21 protein-coding genes and 3 tRNA genes are annotated in these 21,081 nt (G+C 48.4%); 13 read left to right on the forward strand and 11 right to left on the reverse strand.

The features are described from left to right. Positions 1-99 precede the first annotated feature (99 nt). The 6 genes from C1192_RS13100 to holD all read right to left on the reverse strand — a co-directional run bounded on the left by C1192_RS13100 (position 100) and on the right by holD (position 4,595). Entirely contained in the window at positions 100-261 is a 162-nt protein-coding gene (locus C1192_RS13100; RefSeq protein WP_000490275.1) for a DUF1328 domain-containing protein, read from the reverse strand. Between the two features lie 126 nt (positions 262-387). Further along, a complete protein-coding gene (gene osmY, locus C1192_RS13105) occupies positions 388-993 on the reverse strand; it encodes a molecular chaperone OsmY (protein ID WP_000178899.1) in 606 nt (201 codons plus the stop codon). 401 nt (positions 994-1,394) lie between these two features. After that, positions 1,395-2,984, reverse strand: a complete 1,590-nt coding sequence (gene prfC, locus C1192_RS13110) for a peptide chain release factor 3 (RefSeq protein WP_038354917.1) — start codon at positions 2,982-2,984, stop codon at positions 1,395-1,397. 90 nt (positions 2,985-3,074) lie between these two features. Beyond that, a complete protein-coding gene (yjjG, locus tag C1192_RS13115; RefSeq protein WP_038354916.1) occupies positions 3,075-3,752 on the reverse strand; it encodes a pyrimidine 5'-nucleotidase in 678 nt (225 codons plus the stop codon). 14 nt (positions 3,753-3,766) lie between these two features. Continuing rightward, complete coding sequence (gene rimI, locus C1192_RS13120; RefSeq protein WP_001092453.1) at positions 3,767-4,213, reverse strand: ribosomal protein S18-alanine N-acetyltransferase; 447 nt, start codon at positions 4,211-4,213, stop codon at positions 3,767-3,769. Then, entirely contained in the window at positions 4,182-4,595 is a 414-nt protein-coding gene (gene holD / locus C1192_RS13125; protein ID WP_000204034.1) for a DNA polymerase III subunit psi, read from the reverse strand. Before holD ends, rimI begins: the two co-directional genes overlap by 32 nt. Before the next feature lie 102 nt (positions 4,596-4,697). On the opposite strand from holD, the gene rsmC reads away from it, so the two are divergent. The 4 genes from rsmC (at position 4,698) to C1192_RS13145 (ending at position 6,360) form a co-directional block, all read left to right on the forward strand. After that, positions 4,698-5,729 (forward strand): 16S rRNA (guanine(1207)-N(2))-methyltransferase RsmC, encoded by a 1,032-nt coding sequence (gene rsmC, locus C1192_RS13130; RefSeq protein WP_001272304.1) that lies wholly within the window; start codon positions 4,698-4,700, stop codon positions 5,727-5,729. A 311-nt stretch (positions 5,730-6,040) separates the two neighbouring features. After that, positions 6,041-6,127 (forward strand) — tRNA-Leu (locus C1192_RS13135). A gap of 28 nt (positions 6,128-6,155) precedes the next feature. Next, a tRNA-Leu gene (locus C1192_RS13140) sits at positions 6,156-6,241 on the forward strand. A gap of 32 nt (positions 6,242-6,273) precedes the next feature. Further along, positions 6,274-6,360: transfer RNA gene (locus tag C1192_RS13145), tRNA-Leu, on the forward strand. A gap of 38 nt (positions 6,361-6,398) precedes the next feature. Here C1192_RS13145 and C1192_RS13150 read toward each other — a convergent pair. Then, complete coding sequence (locus C1192_RS13150) at positions 6,399-6,635, reverse strand: DUF1435 family protein (RefSeq protein ID WP_154663964.1); 237 nt, start codon at positions 6,633-6,635, stop codon at positions 6,399-6,401. Positions 6,636-6,775: 140 nt separating this feature from the next. On the opposite strand from C1192_RS13150, the gene fhuF reads away from it, so the two are divergent. Next, a complete protein-coding gene (gene fhuF / locus C1192_RS13155) occupies positions 6,776-7,561 on the forward strand; it encodes a siderophore-iron reductase FhuF (protein ID WP_016262840.1) in 786 nt (261 codons plus the stop codon). Positions 7,562-7,597: 36 nt separating this feature from the next. On the opposite strand, the gene bglJ is transcribed toward fhuF, so the two are convergent. Continuing rightward, positions 7,598-8,275, reverse strand: coding sequence for a DNA-binding transcriptional activator BglJ (gene bglJ / locus C1192_RS13160; protein WP_038354914.1), 678 nt, complete (start codon positions 8,273-8,275; stop codon positions 7,598-7,600). Continuing rightward, positions 8,233-8,958, reverse strand: a complete 726-nt coding sequence (locus C1192_RS13165) for a helix-turn-helix domain-containing protein (RefSeq protein ID WP_000936620.1) — start codon at positions 8,956-8,958, stop codon at positions 8,233-8,235. The genes bglJ and C1192_RS13165 overlap by 43 nt, the downstream gene beginning before the upstream one ends. A gap of 627 nt (positions 8,959-9,585) precedes the next feature. Between C1192_RS13165 and C1192_RS13170 the strand changes: the two genes are divergently transcribed. The 6 genes from C1192_RS13170 to opgB all read left to right on the forward strand — a co-directional run bounded on the left by C1192_RS13170 (position 9,586) and on the right by opgB (position 15,300). Beyond that, entirely contained in the window at positions 9,586-10,356 is a 771-nt protein-coding gene (locus C1192_RS13170; protein ID WP_001468486.1) for a threonine/serine exporter family protein, read from the forward strand. After that, complete coding sequence (locus tag C1192_RS13175; RefSeq protein ID WP_000538195.1) at positions 10,347-10,820, forward strand: threonine/serine exporter; 474 nt, start codon at positions 10,347-10,349, stop codon at positions 10,818-10,820. Before C1192_RS13170 ends, C1192_RS13175 begins: the two co-directional genes overlap by 10 nt. Before the next feature lie 106 nt (positions 10,821-10,926). Then, on the forward strand, positions 10,927-11,466 hold the full coding sequence (dnaT, locus tag C1192_RS13180; protein ID WP_001468485.1) for a primosomal protein DnaT: 540 nt from the start codon (positions 10,927-10,929) through the stop codon (positions 11,464-11,466). A gap of 2 nt (positions 11,467-11,468) precedes the next feature. Then, entirely contained in the window at positions 11,469-12,206 is a 738-nt protein-coding gene (gene dnaC, locus C1192_RS13185; protein ID WP_001468484.1) for a replicative helicase loader DnaC, read from the forward strand. Between the two features lie 48 nt (positions 12,207-12,254). Beyond that, a complete protein-coding gene (gene yjjA, locus C1192_RS13190) occupies positions 12,255-12,749 on the forward strand; it encodes a DUF2501 domain-containing protein YjjA (protein WP_001517700.1) in 495 nt (164 codons plus the stop codon). 259 nt (positions 12,750-13,008) lie between these two features. After that, positions 13,009-15,300, forward strand: coding sequence for a phosphatidylglycerol--membrane-oligosaccharide glycerophosphotransferase (gene opgB / locus C1192_RS13195; protein ID WP_001468482.1), 2,292 nt, complete (start codon positions 13,009-13,011; stop codon positions 15,298-15,300). Between the two features lie 178 nt (positions 15,301-15,478). Here opgB and C1192_RS13200 read toward each other — a convergent pair whose 3' ends face one another. Further along, the gene (locus C1192_RS13200) at positions 15,479-16,501 is read right to left on the reverse strand and encodes a zinc-binding alcohol dehydrogenase family protein (RefSeq protein WP_052463026.1); all 1,023 of its coding nucleotides are present in this window, start codon (positions 16,499-16,501) and stop codon (positions 15,479-15,481) included. 138 nt (positions 16,502-16,639) lie between these two features. Here C1192_RS13200 and C1192_RS13205 point away from each other — a divergent pair, with 138 nt between their 5' ends. Beyond that, complete coding sequence (locus C1192_RS13205; RefSeq protein ID WP_038354913.1) at positions 16,640-17,545, forward strand: GntR family transcriptional regulator; 906 nt, start codon at positions 16,640-16,642, stop codon at positions 17,543-17,545. A 122-nt stretch (positions 17,546-17,667) separates the two neighbouring features. Here C1192_RS13205 and C1192_RS13210 read toward each other — a convergent pair whose 3' ends face one another. Next, on the reverse strand, positions 17,668-19,320 hold the full coding sequence (locus tag C1192_RS13210; RefSeq protein WP_001468481.1) for a Na+/H+ antiporter: 1,653 nt from the start codon (positions 19,318-19,320) through the stop codon (positions 17,668-17,670). A gap of 730 nt (positions 19,321-20,050) precedes the next feature. Between C1192_RS13210 and C1192_RS13215 the strand changes: the two genes are divergently transcribed. Further along, on the forward strand, positions 20,051-21,022 hold the full coding sequence (locus C1192_RS13215) for a C4-dicarboxylate TRAP transporter substrate-binding protein (protein ID WP_038354912.1): 972 nt from the start codon (positions 20,051-20,053) through the stop codon (positions 21,020-21,022). The last annotated feature ends 59 nt before the right edge of the window (positions 21,023-21,081 follow it).

Genomic DNA, 21,081 nt, shown 5'->3' on the forward strand with positions numbered 1-21,081 from the left:
TGAAAGACTGACAAAGTAACGCAATTTATTATTCGCTAAAACCGTAAAAGCCAGTCCGCTGGACTGGCTTTGTATAAAATTTTCTTAATGGTCTGAAATCTAGGGTCGTTTTCGGCCCATGAACAAACTCACCAGGAACAGAATAATCCCGACGACAAAGACAATTTTTGCTGCACCGGCAGCAGTACCGGCCAGACCACCAAACCCAAGTGCGGCGGCGATTAACGCGATAACCAGAAATATGATGCCCCAACGAAACATAAGCGTCTCCTTTACCATAGTTAATGTCACCGCTTGATATGAGCGTGCAAATCACTCAATGCGATATTTTTAGTGTGGTGCACATCGCGCCTCCCGACAAAGTTCGGGAGGACGAATTACGACGAATTACTTAGTTTTCAGATCATTTTTAACGCTTTTCACACCATCTACCGCTTTAGCGATACTTTCAGCACGGTCGCTTTGTGCCTGGGAATCAACAGTACCGGAGAGCTGAACCACGCCGTCGGTGGTTTCAACTTTCACATGACGGGAAGGGACGATATCGTCTGCCAGCAGTTTGGCTTTGATTTCACTGGTGGTGGCGGTATCACCTGCGTAACCCTTCACAGAGCCTTCTTTAGCGTCGCGAACGTGCAGTTTGTCGCTGACAGAGGTCACACCCTCAACTCCTTTAGCCACTTTCACGGCCTCTTCAGCCTGTGCCTGGCTTTCAACAAATCCGCTCAGAGTCACGACTTTTTGATCGGTTTTAACAGAGATATCGGTGCTTTTGATGTTGTCATGATCCACCAGAGCCGCCTTCACTTTCGCAGTGATGGCGCTGTCATCCATGAAATTACCGACTTTATTCATAGAGCTATCGACTTTTTGCCCTGCGGTTTCGTTGGTGGTCTGCGCGTTGTTTTCCGCAAAAGCAGAGCCTGTCGCCACGGCAGAGGTCAACATTACGGCCAGCAGCGTTTTCGAAATCTTCAGTTTTGTCATAGTCATCGATGTATTCCTGTATGTTTGCTCATAATTTGAGCCTGGCAACACGTGGTTGCATTGCTGAAAGGGAGAGACTTCACCCTGTACAGAAGTCAATGGTCGCCATCACAAAAGCGATGAGTGATGAATAACGACCATCACAGCCTCTGGATCAGTTATTAATATCAATCGAATGACATTTAACGGTTTTAAATACTGATATCCACGAATTGAACGGTATTTAAAGCCGTCACAAATGTCATCACTTTGTTAAATATAGATCACAATTTTGAAACCGCTCGCCGCATCGGCTAAAAAATGCGCAAACATAAGCAAAAGCGAATGTTTTAAGAACATTCCGCAAGCGGCTAATAAGGAAGGGAAAGTGACAGGGCGCAGCGGTTGCCGCGCCCTTGAGGCAAGAATTAATGTTCGCGAGTCTGGTGGAACTGAACATCCGGGTAACGCTCTTGCGCTAAGCGCAAGTTCACCATGCTGGTAGCGATGTAAGCGAGGTTGTCGCCGCCATCAAGCGCCAGTTGGCTTTCGTTCTTACGCTTGAACTCTTCGAATTTCTTCGCGTCCGCACATTCTACCCAAAGGGCGGTGGCAACGTTGACCGACTCGTACACGGCTTCAACGTTGTATTCGCTCTTCAGGCGCGATACCACCACATCAAACTGCAGCACACCAACCGCACCTACGATCAGGTCGTTGTTGGAGAGCGGACGGAACACCTGTACCGCGCCCTCTTCGGAAAGCTGTACCAGCCCTTTGAGCAGTTGTTTTTGCTTCAGCGGATCTTTCAGGCGGATACGGCGGAACAGTTCTGGTGCGAAGTTCGGAATACCGGTGAACTTCATCATCTCGCCCTGGGTAAAGGTGTCGCCAATCTGAATAGTGCCGTGGTTGTGCAGACCAAGGATATCGCCCGGATAAGCTTCTTCAACGTGCGAACGGTCGCCCGCCATAAAGGTCAATGCGTCGGAAATCACCACGTCTTTCGCGGTACGCACCTGGCGCAGTTTCATGCCTTTTTCATATTTACCGGACACGACTCGCATAAACGCCACGCGGTCTCGGTGTTTCGGGTCCATGTTGGCCTGAATTTTAAATACGAAGCCGGTAAATTTGTCTTCGCTCGCCTCTACAGTGCGAGTATCTGTCTGACGCGACATCGGCGCAGGCGCCCACTCCACCAGCCCGTCCAGCATATGATCCACGCCGAAGTTACCCAGCGCAGTACCAAAAAATACCGGGGTGATTTCACCTGCAAGGAACAGCTCTTTGTCGAACTCGTTAGATGCGCCTTTCACCAGTTCCAGTTCATCACGCAGTTGTTGCGCCAGATCTTCACCAACAGCAGCATCGAGATCCGGGTTGTTCAGCCCTTTAACAATGCGCACTTCCTGAATGGTGTGACCTTTACCGCTCTGATAGAGATACGTTTCATCTTTATAAAGATGGTAAACGCCTTTAAACAGCTTGCCGCAGCCAATCGGCCAGGTGATCGGCGCACAACCGATTTTCAGCTCGTTTTCAACTTCATCGAGCAATTCCATCGGGTCGCGGATATCACGGTCAAGTTTGTTCATAAAGGTGAGGATCGGCGTATCGCGCAGACGGGTAACTTCCATCAGCTTGCGGGTACGATCTTCTACACCTTTTGCGGCGTCGATCACCATCAGGCAGCAGTCCACTGCAGTCAGTGTACGATAGGTATCTTCCGAGAAGTCTTCGTGCCCCGGGGTGTCGAGCAGGTTAACCAAGCAATCCTTATAAGGGAACTGCATCACAGAAGTGGTAATAGAGATACCACGCTGCTTTTCCATCTCCATCCAGTCCGACTTCGCGTGCTGGTTAGAGCCACGGCCTTTTACTGTACCGGCGGTCTGAATGGCCTGTCCGAACAGCAACACCTTCTCGGTAATAGTGGTCTTACCTGCGTCCGGGTGAGAAATAATGGCAAAAGTGCGGCGCTTCGCCACCTCTTGCAAATAAGGAGACAACGTCATAATTCTTTCTTCTTGAGTAAGCGGCATCGCGCCGCGCTTGTTGAAAACGAAAAATTGCGGCTATTTTACCCATCAACGGGGGGGAGGCAATCAGTGTTTACACAGGAGTTGCTCCAGTTCATGCAACGATGAAACGGTCCAGGTGGGTGCGATACCTTCTGGTTGCTCACGGTTGTGCGCATTCAGCCAGCAGGTCGCAAGCCCGGCATTGATACCACCGAGAATATCGGACTCAGCAGTATCACCGACCATCAGCACTCGTGAACGGTCAGGATTGCCCGCCTGTTCCAGGGCATAATCGAAAATTTTCTTATTCGGCTTGGCGACACCAACTTCTTCGGAAATCACTAGCAAATCGAAATAATCACGCAGGCCCGTGCGTTCCAGACGCACCTGCTGCAAGGCGCTAAGGCCGTTGGTGATGATGCCGATTTTGGCGTTGCCGCGAATGGCGTTAAGCAGGGAAACCGCGCCCGGCAGCGGCGTGCAGATTTCCGCCATCGCATTTATAAAGGCCTCGTTGAGTTTACCTGGCTCGACGTTCAGTCGTTCGGCCCAGCTTTCAAAACGCCCGTGCTGAAGCTGTAATGAAGTGATCGCGCCGTTTTGATAATCCACCCACAGTGGCTTGTTAACGGCCTGATAGTCCTGAAAATCTTCAGCGGTAAAGGTGACGCTGTAGTCAAGAAACATCCGCTGCAGGCCGGTGAACGAGTCAAAAGTAAACAGCGTTTCATCGGCATCAAAGAAAATCCAGTCCCACTTCATTATTCCACCTTGTCTTACATACTGATTGGCAACGCCATGATGATGGCGTCTTCGCGACCGTCCGTGGTGGGGTAGTAATTGCGGCGAATCGTCGCCTCGTTAAAACCTAAACTTTCATACAGGGCAATGGCGGCAGCGTTTGAGGCGCGGACCTCCAGCCATAGCGTTGCCACGCCGCGTTTTTCCAGTTCGTCGATCAGATGCTCCAGTAGCGCCCTTCCCAATCCCTGACGCTGATAGTCGGGATCGACAGCAATATTGAACAATGTAGCTTCATCCAGCACCACTTGCGTAATCGCAAACGCCGCCATTTTGCCGTTTTGCGTTAACTGAAAGTTGAGATAGCGTTCGCCCTGGTTGCTGGCAAAGGTTTTTTCGCTCCACGGAAAGGCGTGGGCGCGTTGTTCAATGTTAAAAGCCGCTGGTAAATCAGTCGTTTCGAGGGAAGAAATCGTGTTCATATGTGCAAATTTGTTGCCATAACGCGGCGCGTGCCGTTGGGTTTGCCCGTAATTCAGTGAGCGTCGGGGATGCTATCTGGGCACCTTCCAGTGACAGCGGTTCATCAGTGCCCAGCCGCCAACTGTTGCAGCGACTACCTTGCGGTAGCATCGCGATCCTTTCGGGCGTCAATTGCAGTACCTGCTCGGGGCTAACGGTTAATGCGCGCAAAACGTCACTCACCAGCGGATCGGTCAGGGCGGGAATATCGTTTGCCACCATCACCAGACGAACGTGTGCCGGGATCGCAATGGCTACCTCTCCCTGCAACGCGCCAGGGCGACGCAGCGACCACTGGGTAATGCCCAGTTGCTGTAACTGCCAGTCTCGTCGGGATGTCATAGCGAATCGCTCCTGTTGTCAGGGGCGCAAATATAGCAAATTCGTCGATACCGCGCCAACATATGGCTATAATCGCCGCCAGTATCAATTGAGGAGCATTCCATGTCTGCATTTACCCCGGCAAGTGAAGTCTTGCTGCGCCACAGTGATGATTTCGAACAAAGCCGTATTCTGTTTGCCGGTGACTTACAGGATGACCTGCCCGCGCGTTTAGATACCGCGGCCAGTCGTGCTCATACCCAGCAATTCCACCATTGGCAGGTGTTAAGTCGCCAGATGGGTGATAACGCCCGTTTTAGCCTGATCGCTACGGCGGACGACGTCGCAGATTGCGATACGCTGATCTACTACTGGCCGAAGAACAAACCAGAAGCGCAATTCCAACTGATGAACCTACTGTCACTGCTGCCGGTAGGGACAGATATTTTCGTCGTGGGCGAAAACCGCAGCGGTGTGCGCAGCGCCGAGCAGATGTTGGCGGACTACGCACCACTGAATAAGGTAGACAGCGCCCGCCGCTGCGGCCTCTATTTTGGTCGTCTGGAAAAGCAGCCGGAGTTTGATGCTGATAAATTCTGGGGCGAATACAACGTTGATGGCCTGACGGTCAAAACGTTGCCGGGCGTGTTTAGTCGTGACGGCCTGGATGTCGGTAGCCAGTTGCTGCTTTCGACATTTACTCCGCACACGAAAGGCAAAGTGCTGGATGTCGGCTGCGGTGCAGGCGTGCTTTCGGTTGCTTTTGCGCACCATTCACCGAAAATTCGCCTCACCTTGTGCGATGTCTCCGCACCGGCAGTAGAAGCCAGTCGCGCGACACTTTCCGCTAACGGTGTTGAAGGTGAAGTCTTTGCCAGCAACGTCTTTTCCGAGGTGAAAGGTCGTTTTGACATGATTATCTCCAACCCACCGTTCCACGATGGAATGCAAACCAGCCTTGATGCTGCGCAAACGTTGATTCGCGGCGCGGTACGTCATCTTAATAGCGGCGGCGAGTTGCGGATTGTAGCGAATGCGTTCCTGCCTTATCCGGATCTGCTGGATGAAACATTTGGCTTCCATGAAGTCATCGCACAAACCGGGCGTTTCAAGGTGTATCGCGCCATTATGACCCGCCAGGCGAAGAAAGGTTAAGTCTCTGGCACCTGTCGCCGCATGCCGTGTCGGATGCGGCGTAAACGCCTTATCCAACCAACAAAACCTGTACGTTAGCCCTCCGTAGGCCAGATAAGACGCGTCAGCGTCGCATCTGGCATATACAGCCACAAGCCATGTCGGATGCGACGTGAACGCCTGATCTGACCGACAAACGAATTATCCACAATCCACTGATGGCCATTTTTCCAGCAATCACACATCAGGCGACAATTAACTATTGACGAAAAACTGAAAACCACTAGAATGCGCCTCCGTGGTAGCAATTCTTTTTTAAGAATTGATGGTATGCGAAGGTGGCGGAATTGGTAGACGCGCTAGCTTCAGGTGTTAGTGTCCTTACGGACGTGGGGGTTCAAGTCCCCCCCCTCGCACCAAAAACCACGTTGATATTGCTCGCACTGGGCGAAGGTGGCGGAATTGGTAGACGCGCTAGCTTCAGGTGTTAGTGTTCTTACGGACGTGGGGGTTCAAGTCCCCCCCTCGCACCAACGAGGCGATATCAAAAAAGTAAGATGACTGTGCGAAGGTGGCGGAATTGGTAGACGCGCTAGCTTCAGGTGTTAGTGTCCTTACGGACGTGGGGGTTCAAGTCCCCCCCCTCGCACCAATTATCTTTACTTCCTTTCTTGTTTCTTCCCTGTTTTATCATCCTTGATCCCAGCTCGTTATCATCAGTATGACGCTCGCAATTAGCGCCAGGCACGATGGCAACAAAACATAATGCCGTAACTGTTTGTGATACAGCATCAGCGGTGTCACCAATAATCCCATCAGCATGACAATCCGCCACAGTTCCGGCGATAAATCCACATACGTCAGTCCTGCAATCAGCAATCCCAGCAGCAACACTCCCCAACCACTGCCCAGTGTACGTTGCAACATGGTTTCATCTCTTTTATTGATAATGATAAGTAATATCATATGATAATTTTTATCGTTTGCAAGCTAGCAAAATTCCTTGCTATCGTTTAAACCTATCGCTAGGATTAGCAATCATTATCATTTAGATTACTATCACGATTATGGCCTATCGTTCCGCACCGCTTCTTGAAGATGTTATCTGGCGAACGCATCTCCAGCCGCAAGATCCAACACTTGCGGAAACAGTACGTGCGACGATCGCAGAACATCGTGAACATTTGCTGGAGTTTATCCGTCTGGATGAACCCGCCCCACTTAGCGCCCTGACGCTGGCGCAATGGTCTTCTCCAACGGCCCTGCGTTCCCTGTTGGCTGTTTATTCCGATCATATCTACCGCAATCAACCATTGATGCTCCGCGAGAATAAGCCGCTGATCTCACTGTGGGCGCAATGGTATATCGGTCTGATGATGCCGCCATTAATGCTGGCGCTGTTAACACAGGAAAAAGCGTTAGATCTTTCCCCGGAACATTTTCACGTTGAGTTTCACGAAACCGGGCGTGCCGCCTGTTTCTGGATCGACGTGTGTGAGGACAAGAACGCTCCGCATTTGCCACAGCAGCGAATGGAAAAGTTAATCAGTCAGGCGATCGCCCCGGTTGTGCAGGCATTAGAAGCCACCGGCGAAATCAATGGCAAACTTATCTGGAGTAATACCGGCTATCTGATCAACTGGTATTTGACTGAGATGAAGCAGTTACTTGGTGATGCGACAGTTGAATCACTTCGCCATGCTCTCTTTTTTGAGAAAACACTCTCCACGGGTGAAGATAATCCTCTTTGGCGTACGGTGGTGCTGCGCGACGGCCTGTTGGTGCGCCGTACCTGCTGCCAACGTTATCGCTTGCCGGATGTACAGCAATGCGGCGACTGTACGCTGAAATGAAAAACTCTGCCGGGGTGATAACCCGGCATTAGCGTATTAAAAGGAATGCAACACATTGCTTGTTTCTGAAACCCGCATACATAACAGAATGTCTGCAGCCTCCAACAACCCAGCATCGGAACTGACGCCCAGTTTCGACATCACATTAAATTTATGCGCGCGGATCGTTTTAATATTTCGTTTAAGCTGCTCGGCAATTTGTGTCATTGAGTAGCCACGCGACATAAAACGCAATATTTCTCTCTCCGTTGGGCTTAGCGTCCGGCTTTGATTAATGTACCACTGATTGTTCAGGCGATCGGTAGCCTGACGCACGCCATTTAATGACAGAAACAGCTCCTGATAAAAAATGTCCAGCGTCGATGCTTTACTTAATACACCGTCCAACGGTGATGGCGATAATGATCCGATTAATCGTGCTTCAATATCATCATCCGCAATAACTAAACGCCGGGTACGCGGAAATTTAATAGCCAGCTCAGTCAAATAAGATAATCCCTCTCTGCGCTCACTTCTCATGGCAGAAAAAGAAAAAATAACCGCCGCAAATGAGACCCGCGACATCGCATCCTGAAACGCCTCCTGGCTGCTATAGATATGGAGTGTATAAGGGTTACCCGCAAACTTTCTGAATAAGCTTTCAATACCGATACTACTCATGACGCACTTCTCTATGAGTGCGACATTTCTCTTCTTAATTCGGCTGTGTTCCATTCTGCGGCATCTCCATAAACCGAAGGCAAGTTAAGTTCTCTTGCTCCCTGCGCGCTATTTATCCATGCATACATCTCAGCGTTGCTGTGAATTGCCAGCCGACGCATCGCACTGTTTTTTTGTGCGCTGATGGTTTTATTGCTTTTCTTAAGCAATGAAGCTATCTGGTTGATGCCCCATCCTTTGCCTAACAACCGCAGTACCTTGCGCTCTGAAAGTGTCAGAATGACGGTGCGATAGCTAAAATCCTGAGTTTCAGTCATTGCCGGGGAGGTCAGCATGGCGCTGATACGCTCTGCATGCGCATTACCGGAACGAACCGTCTTAACCAGATTCTCAATGGGTTCGATATCGGACAGTAACGTCGCTGCCGGGCACATAAGCAGTTCTACCGCCTGAGAGTACCAGGCACGCGAAACCATGAAAACCCAATGAATTTCCCTGTATTGTGAGATCAATGAATAATAATGTTCACAAACGGAATGTGGATTGTCATTTTCGCCGGTTAAATCGGCAATGACTAATCCGGAGCGACGTAATTGTAATAAGGTAAGATCCTCCGCGGAGGCTCTGGATATTATTTCATATTCAGGGAAGTGAGTCCTCATGACCTCTTTTAACCCTGCTTGCATAACCGGTATTTTACTGATAACAATTCCATTTTTGCAGCATCCTGGCAACATATTTCCTCCACATCCACTGTCTAAAAATCATGATGGTTTATTCAGGATATTCATTCCTTAAATGCTTCCAGCAAATTAATAGATTAAGCGAATAAATTATCCTTAGCATTCACTTTCATATCAGCATACTCCTGCTGCACAATAACTCCACGGCATGTGTCAGAAGGTTAGCATCAAATGATAACCTGGTGAAATAGCCTGGAGACATTTAAAATAACTAAATTAACTTGTTAGAAATACTTAATGGAACCCCTGGAATTCCATTAGTTTAAGATATAATTAAAATACCGCCTTCCCATCGAACAAAAAACATCTCGCCAGCATTTGCACAAAAAAAATCAGTAAAATCTGATGATTTTATCTGTTTAAAATTCAAAAGCACGAACGGCCATCCATTACTCTAATCCGTAAGAGACAAATTATAAATTCATTATAATTATAATATTCATATGATAATTTTTTTGCAGCGATAAAAAATTCGCTTTTCGCCACTGAACTTCACCCGCCAACCAGGACTAATCAGCGCAATTTTGATCTTAACCTACCCCAAAACAACCGCTCTTCATGATACAAATGAGGTCTCATTATTTGAACAATACGCAGCACGTCTATGACAAAGGACGAGTTATGCAGACTGAGCAACAGCGGGCCGTAACACGGCTTTGTATCCAGTGTGGATTATTTCTTTTGCAACATGGAGCGGAAAGCGCGTTAGTTGATGAGCTTTCCTCGCGACTGGGTCGGGCGTTGGGAATGGACTGCGTCGAAAGTTCTATTTCTTCGAACGCCATTGTGCTTACTACCATTAAAGATGGGCAATGCCTGACATCTACGCGCAAAAATCACGATCGCGGCATTAATATGCATGTAGTGACGGAAGTTCAGCATATTGTGATTCTGGCGGAGCATCACCTGCTGGATTACAAAGGCGTGGAGAAACGTTTTAGCCAGATTCAACCCTTACGTTACCCGAGATGGCTGGTCGCCTTGATGGTTGGTCTGTCATGCGCCTGTTTCTGTAAGCTCAATAAAGGTGGCTGGGATGGTGCCGTCATCACCTTCTTTGCCAGCACGGTCGCAATGTATATCCGTCAGCTACTGGCGCAACGTCATCTCCACCCTCAGATAAACTTTTGCATCACCGCATTTGCCGCCACCACGATTTCTGGTTTGCTTTTACAACTCCCTGCCTTCAGCAATACGCCAACAATCGCGATGGCTGCCAGCGTTCTGCTGCTGGTGCCGGGCTTTCCGTTGATTAATGCCGTCGCTGATATGTTTAAAGGGCACATCAATACCGGGCTGGCACGCTGGGCGATTGCCAGCCTATTGACGTTGGCTACCTGCGTTGGCGTGGTGATGGCACTCACGATTTGGGGACTACGCGGATGGGTGTGATCGAATTTCTCTTAGCACTAGTGCAGGATATGATCCTCGCGGCAATTCCTGCAGTCGGCTTTGCGATGGTATTCAATGTGCCGGTTCGGGCGTTACGCTGGTGTGCACTGCTTGGCGCGATTGGTCATGGCTCTCGAATGATCTTAATGAATACCGGGCTGAATATTGAATGGTCAACCTTTATGGCATCCATGCTGGTCGGCACCATTGGTATTCAATGGTCACGCTGGTATCTGGCGCATCCGAAAGTCTTTACCGTGGCAGCCGTTATCCCTATGTTTCCCGGTATCTCTGCTTATACAGCAATGATTTCAGCCGTAAAAATCAGCCAGTTAGGTTACAGCGAGCCGTTGATGATTACCCTGTTAACCAACTTTCTTACGGCATCATCAATTGTTGGCGCGTTATCCATCGGCCTTTCCATTCCTGGATTATGGTTGTACCGCAAGCGCCCTCGCGTATAAAATTGCCTCGCTTAAAGCACACGGATGAGAGACAGCCTCCTTTCATCCGTGTGTTACTATAAAAGTAATCTCCCTTCTCGTTCATCGTTCCATATTGAGAAACAGTATGTCTTCCAGAGTTTTGACCCCGGACGTCGTTGGTATTGACGCCCTGGTACACGATCACCAGACCGTTCTGGCAAAAGCTGAAGGCGGTATGGTTGCCGTATTTGCTAACAACGCTCCGGCGTTTTATGCCGTCACGCCCTCACGTCTTGCTGAACTGCTGGCGCTGGAAGAAAAGCTGACACGTCCAGGAAGCGATGTCGCTCTGGACGATCAACTCTATCAGGAACCGCAAACTCCCCCCGTTGCCGTACCGATGGGAAAATTCGCCATGTACCCGGACTGGCGGCCAGATGCTGATTTTACTCGCCTGGCCGCATTATGGGGCGTGGCGCTAAGAGAACCCGCCACCGCCGAAGAACTGGCCTCATTCATTGCCTACTGGCAGGCGGAAGGCAAAGTCTTTCATCATGTGCAATGGCAACAAAAACTGGCGCGCAGTCTGCAAATTGGTCGTGCCAGCAATGGCGGACTGCCGAAACGAGATGTGAACACAGTCAGCGAACCTGACAGCCAAATTCCACCGGGATTCAGAGGGTAACGATGAAAAACGTTGGCGACCTGATGCAACGTCTGCAAAAAATGATGCCTGCCCATATCAAACCCGCCTTCAAAACGGGTGAAGAGCTTCTGGCGTGGCAGAAAGAACAAGGAGCGCTCCGCGCCGCCGCTCTGGAGCGCGAGAACCGGGCAATGAAAATGCAGCGCACCTTTAACCGCTCCGGCATTCGTCCGCTGCATCAGAACTGCTCCTTTGAGAACTATCGTGTTGAATGCGAAGGGCAGATGAATGCGTTGAGCAAAGCGCGCCAGTATGTCGACGAGTTCGACGGCAACATCGCCAGCTTTATCTTTTCTGGCAAGCCTGGAACCGGTAAAAACCACCTGGCGGCAGCGATCTGCAACGAACTACTGCTACGCGGCAAATCGGTATTGATTATTACTGTTGCCGATATTATGTCAGCGATGAAAGATACTTTCAGAAATAGCGGCACCAGCGAAGAGCAACTGCTCAACGATCTGAGCAACGTTGATCTGCTGGTGATCGACGAGATCGGTGTACAGACCGAATCGAAATACGAAAAAGTGATCATCAACCAGATCGTCGATCGTCGTTCTTCTTCCAAACGCCCGACCGGGATGCTGACCAACAGCAATATGGAGGAGATGACGAAATTGCTGGGCGAACGCGTTATGGATCGTATGCGCCTGGGCAACAGCCTGTGGGTGATCTTCAACTGGGACAGTTATCGTAGTCGGGTAACGGGTAAAGAGTATTAATCCCCATTTCCGGCGTTATACTGCGACAAAATTCCATTATGAGTAATGATGATGAAAACTGTTAAACACCTTCTGTGCTGTGCAATTGTCACCACCGCATTCATTTCCGCCGGGACACATGCCGCTTCCTGGAAAGATGCGCTTTCCAGCGCCGCCAGCGAGTTAAGCAACCAGAGCAGCACCACACAGGAAGGTGGTTGGTCGCTCTCTTCATTAACGAGTCTGCTTAGCAGTGGCAACCAGGCGTTAAGCGCAGACAATATGAACAATGCCGCAGGTATTCTGCAATATTGCGCGAAACAAAAGCTGGCTTCAGTGACCGACGCGGAAAACATCAAAAATCAGGTACTGGAGAAGCTGGGCCTGAACAGCGAAGAACAGAAAGAAGACACCAACTATCTGGATGGCATTCAGGGTTTGCTGAAAACCAAAGATGGTCAGCAGCTTAATCTGGATAACATCGGCACCACTCCGCTGGCGGAGAAAGTGAAAACCAAAGCCTGCGATCTGGTATTAAAGCAAGGCCTGAACTTTATCTCCTGATCTGTTCTGTATAATGCCGCGTTTTAACTGTTAATCGGCTGGCGCGGCTCTCCCCTTCTCTTTTTCCCGCTTCTCACGCTTTCATCCCCCGCTATGCGGGACGCAGCCTTGAATAAAAAAGCCTGTTTATAAACTAATTCCTAACAACATCGCATTTTTTTGACACTAGAATTGCAGCAATATGGCAGCGCCATTACATTGTGTTTCTCAAAAAATCTTAAACATCGGCTACACGGCCTGGTTTAGTGAGGATCGCCCGTTGTCAGAACTACTCTCTTTCGCCCTGTTTCTCGCCTCTGTGCTGATCTACGCATGGAAAGCGGGACGTAACACCTGGTGGTTTGCAGCCACGTTAACGGTGCTGGGGCTATTTGTCGTTTTAAATATTACCCTGTTTGCCAGCGACTATTTTACTGGCGATGGTATTAACGACGCGGTGCTCTATACCTTAACCAACAGCCTGACCGGTGCAGGCGTCAGCAAATATATCCTGCCAGGCATCGGCATTGTGCTGGCACTGACGGCGGTGTTCGGCGCGCTGGGATGGATCCTTCGCCGCCGCCGACATCATCCTCACCATTTTGGTTACAGCCTTTTGGCACTCTTGCTGGCGCTGGGTTCAGTGGATGCCAGCCCGGCATTTCGTCAGATAACGGAACTGGTGAAATCCCAATCGCGCGACGGCGATCCGGACTTTGCGGCTTATTATAAAGAGCCGTCAAAAACCATCCCCTCCCCCAAACTCAACCTGGTTTATATCTACGGAGAAAGCCTCGAACGAACTTATTTTGACAACGACGCTTTCCCGGATCTCACGCCAGAACTGGGGGCGCTAAAAAATGAAGGGCTGGATTTCAGCCATACGCAGCAACTGCCGGGAACCGATTACACAATTGCTGGCATGGTAGCCTCCCAGTGTGGCATTCCGCTGTTTGCCCCGTTTGAAGGCAACGCCTCTGCATCCGTTTCCAGCTTCTTCCCACAGAACATCTGTCTGGGCGATATCCTGAAAAATTCCGGTTATCAGAACTATTTCGTGCAGGGAGCCAACCTGCGTTTTGCGGGTAAAGATGTGTTCCTGAAATCACACGGCTTCGACCATTTGTACGGTTCGGAAGAACTGAAAAGCGTGGTGGCAGACCCGCATTATCGCAACGACTGGGGATTCTACGACGATACGGTGCTGGACGAAGCATGGAAAAAATTTGAAGAACTGTCTCGCTCCGGCCAACGGTTTTCGCTGTTTACTCTGACGGTCGATACCCATCACCCGGATGGTTTTATCTCACGTACCTGTAACCGCAAAAAATATGATTTTGACGGAAAACCGAACCAGTCATTCAGCGCGGTAAGTTGCAGCCAGGAGAACATCGCGGCGTTTATCAACAAAATCAAAGCCTCTCCGTGGTTTAAAGATACCGTTATAGTGGTCTCTTCCGACCATCTGGCGATGAACAACACCGCGTGGAAATACCTGAACAAACAGGATCGCAACAACCTGTTTTTTGTCATCCGTGGCGACAAACCGCAGCAAGAGACTCTGGCAGTGAAGCGTAACACGATGGATAACGGCGCTACCGTGCTGGATATTCTCGGAGGCGATAACTTCCTCGGTCTCGGACGCAGCAGCCTGTCTGGTCAGTCAATATCAGAAGTGTTCCTCAACATTAAAGAGAAAGTGCTGGCGTGGAAGCCGGATATCATCCGCTTGTGGAAATTCCCTACCGAGATGAAAACGTTCACCATTGATCAGAACAAAAACATGATCGCATTCTCAGGAAGCCACTTCCGCCTGCCACTGCTGTTACGCGTGTCAGATAAACGCGTGGAGCCTCTGCCAGAAAGTGAATACTCCGCACCTCTGCGTTTCCAGTTAGCTGATTTCGCCCCACGAGACAATTTCGTCTGGGTTGACCGCTGTTACAAGATGGCGCAACTGTGGGCACCGGAACTGGCGCTCTCTACCGACTGGTGCGTCTCACAAGGTCAACTTGGCGGACAACAAATTGTGCAGCATGTTGATAAGCCTGAATGGAAAGGCAAAACAGCGTTTAAAGACACGGTCATCGACATGAAACGCTACAAAGAGAATGTTGATACGCTGAAAATTGTCGATAACGATATTCGCTACAAAGCAGACAGTTTCATCTTTAACGTCGCTGGTGCGCCGGAAGAGGTGAAACAGTTCAGTGGAATTTCCCGCCCGGAATCCTGGGGACGCTGGTCAAACGCGCAGTTAGGCGATGAAGTGAAAATCGAGTACAAACATCCGCTGCCGAAGAAATTTGACCTGGTGATCACCGCCAAAGCCTATGGTAATAACGCCGGCCGCCCCATTCCGGTACGCGTAGGCAATGAAGAACAAACCATCGTGCTGGGTAATGAAGTGACCACCAATACGCTGCATTTCGATAACCCAACCGATGCCGATACGCTGGTGATTGTTCCACCGGAACCTGTCGCAACCAACGAAGGGAACATTCTCGGCCACTCGCCGCGTAAGCTCGGCATTGGTATGGTGGAAATCAAAGTGGTTGAGCGTGAAGGGTAATAATATTGCCTGGTTGTAGTTCGGATAAGACGCGCAAGCGTCGCATCAGGCATCGGCACACAACTGCCGGATGCGCCGTTAACGCCTTATCCGTCCTGCGGTATAATATTGAAACGTAAAAAAACAGCGCCCAACACGTCCCCGAGCGCTGCATGGCAACTTTACCAATATCCGATTATCAGAAAGTAATAACGCCCTTAATCAACTCAGGGTTGTTAATCACATCGCGCTCATAGATTTCCGCCAGCGTGGCGAACGGATAGCGATGGGTTAACATCATGTCAGCCGTGATTTTCCCTTCCGCCATCAATCTCCCGACTTTCGCGAAATCTTCCGGCGTGGCGTTGCGGCTACCCATCATTGTGGTTTCTTTTTTATGGAACTCCGGGTCAGAGAATTGCAACTCGCCTTTAAACAGGACGACAAATACCACCGTGCCGCCGTGGCGAATCAGATTAACTGTGTTATTCATCGCATGTTGATTACCCGTCGCGTCGATCACTTTCTGCGCCAAAGAACCACCAAATTGCGCCCGCAACTGGTCATCAAAATCCTCTGCTGAAGGATCCAGCACCGGTAGTTCCAGACGCGTTGCTACATGCTCACGGCGAGTCGGACTGGTATCTGCCACTACCACCTGTGCACCATCAGCTTTAGCGATTGCCGCCGCGCCCAGACCGATTGGCCCCGCACCGACCACCAGCACCTGCTCGCCGGGCGCAACTGCCGCACGACGTACCGCATGAGCGCTAATGGCGAAAGGTTCAATCAACGCAGCCGCCTGCGGGTCAATGCCGTCTGCGGGTAGCAAATTAGCCGCAGGCACTGCCAGATACTCACTAAAACCACCATCCTGATGCACACCAATGACTGAAATTCTTTCACAGCAGTTGGTGCGACCACTTTTACACGCAGGACACTGCTGACAAGAGATATACGGAATTACTGCAACTTGCTGCCCAATATTAAAATTGTGAATATTTTTCCCTGCATCAATAATCTCCCCACATATTTCATGACCTAAAACACGTGGGTAGCTAAAAAATGGCTGATTACCCGCCCAGGCATGAATATCTGTACCACAAATTCCGACAGTTTTAATTTTAATTAATGCTTCATCGTCGCCTGCCACCGGCCTTTCCCGGATTTTCCAGACTAAACTCTTTATTTTCTGACAAATTAAGACTTTCATTGTAGACATGATTCACTGCTCCTTTTATTTTATTACTCCCAGATATCGTCGAATTTATAAGAGCGACTGAATTTGCCCATGAAATATGCGGATGATCACGCATAAAAATGTTTTAAATCGGTTTTTAATGCCGTACTGGAGGGAACAATGAGTCGTTCACAGAATTTACGTCATAACGTCATAAACCAGATGATTGAAGATATGGCGCGGGGAAATATTCCATCCCCACTCCCTTCACAAAGTGGGCTGGCAGAAATGTATAACATTAGCCGCACCACGGTACGCCACATACTCCAGCATTTAAGCGCATGCGGCGTGCTCACCCAGGTGGGAAAGGATTATGTTGTCGCCCGCAAACCCGAACAGAACGATGGTTTCGATTGCATCACAGTCTCGCTGACAGAGCAAAACTACATTTTCGAGCAGGCATTTTTCACCATGATTAACCAGCGTCAGCTACGCGCCGGAGAGAGTTTTTCCGAGCTGCAACTGGCGCGGACGGCAGGCGTCAGCCCGGTCGTAGTACGAGAATACCTTTTAAAATTTGGCCGCTATGGTCTGATTCAGAGCGAAAAACGCGGGCAGTGGAGCATGAAGCAGTTCGATCAGTCTTATGCCGAACAACTGTTTGAACTGCGGGAGATGCTGGAAACACACGCGTTACAGCACTTTCTGAATTTGCCAGATGATGATTCACGCTGGTTACAGGCAAAAACACTGCTCGAACGCCACCGGACACTGCGTGACAGCATTGGCAGTAATTTTCGTATGTTTTCGCAGTTAGACCGCGATTTTCATGCCATGCTGCTATCTGCTGCTGACAACATCTTTTTTAATCAAACACTTGAAATTATATCGGTGATTTTTCACTGTCATTATCAGTGGGATGAAAGCGATCTGAAACAACGTAATATTATTGCCATTGATGAGCATATGACGATTCTTAGCGCGCTAATTTGCCGCAGTGATTTAGATGCCGTACTCGCGCTGCGTAATCATCTCGATACCGCCAGGCAATCGATGATTCGCTCAGTCAAACAGCATCATCGTTAAATTAAGTACAGATTAAAAACTACTATTCCGAGTTTATATCACGGCATAAAAATCAAGCCAATAATAAACGATGCTGAGTTAACAACACTCAGCCATCATTTATTGATTAAACAACAATAAAATTATTGGCTGTCCATAATTAATGCTTCCAGTACATCTAATTCACTGACAATTTTAGCCAGTGTTTCATCACACACTTCTTGCCTTGCTCGCATTTGATAAATAGCTGCACGTTTGGCATTCAGCGCCGCCAGATTAAATGTTCTTTCCAGTTTTGTCCGTTGCATATGCAACGAATTATCGTTTGCCGACATATCATCATCATTACGCCGCATATAATCGATAATTCTGGCCCCGGTTTCCATAATTAATTCATTATCGAGGTTTTCCGTGCTGGCACCAAGCAAACGTTGCTGAGTTTTTTGCACGCTCAGGATAGCCATTTTAGACATAAACAAATCGGCGGCGATCTCTTCTTTCTGCCGGTTATCGCTAAACAGGCTAACATTTTTCCCCAATAACAGCGGCAGAATGATAATGCCGCACAGCAACGAAAAGAGGATCACCCCGGTAGCGAGAAACACCAGCAAATAGCGCCCAGGGAACGGTTCACCATCAGGCAGTAATAACGGTATAGAAAGCACCCCCGCAAGAGTTATAGCCCCACGAACGCCAGCAAAAGTCGCTAACAACAAGTGGCGTGTTTTGTATCCGGCAAACAGCATTGGATGATTACTTTTCCGCCTGCGGCTGTACAGACGCATCAACCATAGCCAACCAAAGCGCATAACCATCAATGCAAGGTAGATCCACACAATATCCAGCACCAGCGACCAGGTTTGCACTAATGGATCGTGTTGTGCGCGGGTCAGTGATTCCGAAATGATGGCCGGAAGCTGCAAGCCCAGAATCAAAAATACCATGCCGTTGAAGACATATTCCAGCATTGACCAGGAGCTTTTCGCCTTAATTCTCAGTCGTATAGGCGCATGATGCACGACGCCAATACGGCTGGTCGTTAGCCCTGCGGCAACAGCGGCGAGGATGCCGGATAAACCAAAATGCTCCGCCACCAGATAAACAATAAACGGCAGCAGCAACATCAACACGATCTGGATTGAAGGCTCATCGTGAGCGTAACGGCTGATCAACAACAGTCCTTTACCATATAACCAGGTAACGGCGATCCCAACGGCAATACCGCCCACTGCCACGACAAAAAAGGCGATAGTCGCACCATACACGCTAAATTCCATCGTCCCCATAGTCACTGCGACAGCAAACTTCAACGCCACCAAACCGGAGGCATCATTCATTAATGCTTCGCCTTCAAGCACTTCCTGAATGCTTTTGTTGATTCGTCCTTTACCGACGATCCCCAACAATGCGACAGCATCCGTTGGCGACAACACCGCAGCCAATGCAAACGCCGCAATAAGCGGAACATTCGGTAACAGTAAATGAATAACGTAGCCGACGGCAAAAATAGTGATTAAGACCAGGATCAGCGCCAGACCTACGATTTCCCGACTGTGTTTGATCAACTCTTTAGGTTGTATTTTTGAACTTTCAGCAAACAACAACGGTGGAATAAACAATAACAGGAAAAGTTCAGGATTAAATTCCACATGTAAACCAAAAATGGGCTGAGCCAGTAATGCACCGGCAGCAATCTGGATTAAAGGAAGTGGAATCTGGATGGGAGACAGACGTGTCAGCACACTGGTTAATGAAACAACCAGAGTAAGAATTAAAATCGTTAAAAGTATTTCCATATAATTACTCCGCATCCTCATACATAAATAATGGATATAACTAACCTAACTTCATAAGAATAACATCCAATCTATTACTTACAATTAATCGTTAATCGCAACATTTACTCACGAGAGTATATTAAGAAATGCAACTTATTATTTTTCTTTTGCTTATTCATAGTGTGAATGGTTATGATCTACCCTCCTCATGCATACGCAACAGAAAAACTTTTTTACTCAAACATTTCAACCAGATATGAATAACCTCTCATTTTTAATACCCGGCGATAACATAACTGACAAAAATGAATCAATTCAGCATTTAACAAATTTAAATGATATCGCTATACACCGTCAACCGAAAATTTATTCGGTTTATATTATCAATTTAAATAATTATCAGTAGATTATAAAATAAAAACAATCACTCCTTATGTGAAATAGCCTGTCGCCGCCTTATAAAATCGCAACAAATACGCTAACTACACGCATACTAAAAAAATGCTTATCTATCTGAAAACAGACCATTACTCATCAGACATTGCATAACTTAAGGATATACAATAAAAATCATATTAAAAACCGATTAAAAGCAGCAAAGTCATACCAGGAGCACGAATTCACGAAACATTTGCAGCAGTCAGTCTATTCGCTGATTATTTTCGCACAGACGACAACTTTTTCATGATGTTTCTCTCCAGATAGTAATGTTGGAGTTATTTATTCTATAACATGGAGTACGTGGAAGATGAGTAAAATAATAGCAATGCTAATTACTGTCAGCACCCTTTTTCTGCCGACAATAATTCAGGCAAAACCGATTTCGATAAAAGTTGCCTATGAAAATAACCCCGGCGAACCACTGGATGTTGTCATGCGCCACTGGGCGGATCTGTTGAATAAAAAAAGTGGTGGTGAAATAACACTGGCGCTTTACCCCAGTTCCCAATTGGGATCAAAACAGGATGTGACTGAACAAGCCATGATGGGGATGAATGTTATTACCCTGAGTGATGTCGCATTCCTCGCTGATTATGAACCAGATTTGGGCATTCTGTTTGGCCCCTATTTAACCGACGATCCGCAAAAACTGTTCAAAATATATGAAAGTGACTGGTTCAAGCAGAAAAATGAAAGCCTGAAGAAAAAAGGTATTCATGTGGTTATGAATAATTATCTTTATGGCACCCGGCAGATCATTTCTAAAAAACCTATCCGCACAGTTGAAGACCTCGCGGGATTAAAAATCCGTGTGCCTAATAATGTCATGCAGATAAAAGCTATTCAGGCGATGGGAGCAACCCCAACGCCAATGCCATTAGGTGAAGTTTATCCTGCGTTAACCCAGGGCGTTATTGACGGAGTGGAAAACCCGATTTCTGTTCTGCAAGGACAAAAACTCTATGAGCAGGCGAAATACCTGACGATGGTGAATTACCTTACCAACACCTCCATCTGGATTGGTGGCGAAGCTTTCTTTAGCACCCTCTCCCCGGAACAACTGGAAATGATTCACCAGACTGGTTATGAAGCTGGGCTCTATAGCCAGAAGCTCACTCTTGAGCGCGATGCTGAAATGCTGAAAGCCATGCAAGCTGAAGGTGTAGAGGTTATCTATCCTGATACCGAACCATTCCGTAAGAAAGCCCGCGAAGTTTACTCACAGTTCCCGGAGTGGACACCTGGCCTCTATGAAACCATTCAACAACAACTGAAATAAGTATCGATGCTAATCGTCCTGCTTTTTTCACAAAAGCAGGACAAGCCCTTACAGGAGGT

The sequence above is a fragment of the Escherichia marmotae genome, from assembly GCF_002900365.1.
Classification (GTDB): domain Bacteria; phylum Pseudomonadota; class Gammaproteobacteria; order Enterobacterales; family Enterobacteriaceae; genus Escherichia; species Escherichia marmotae.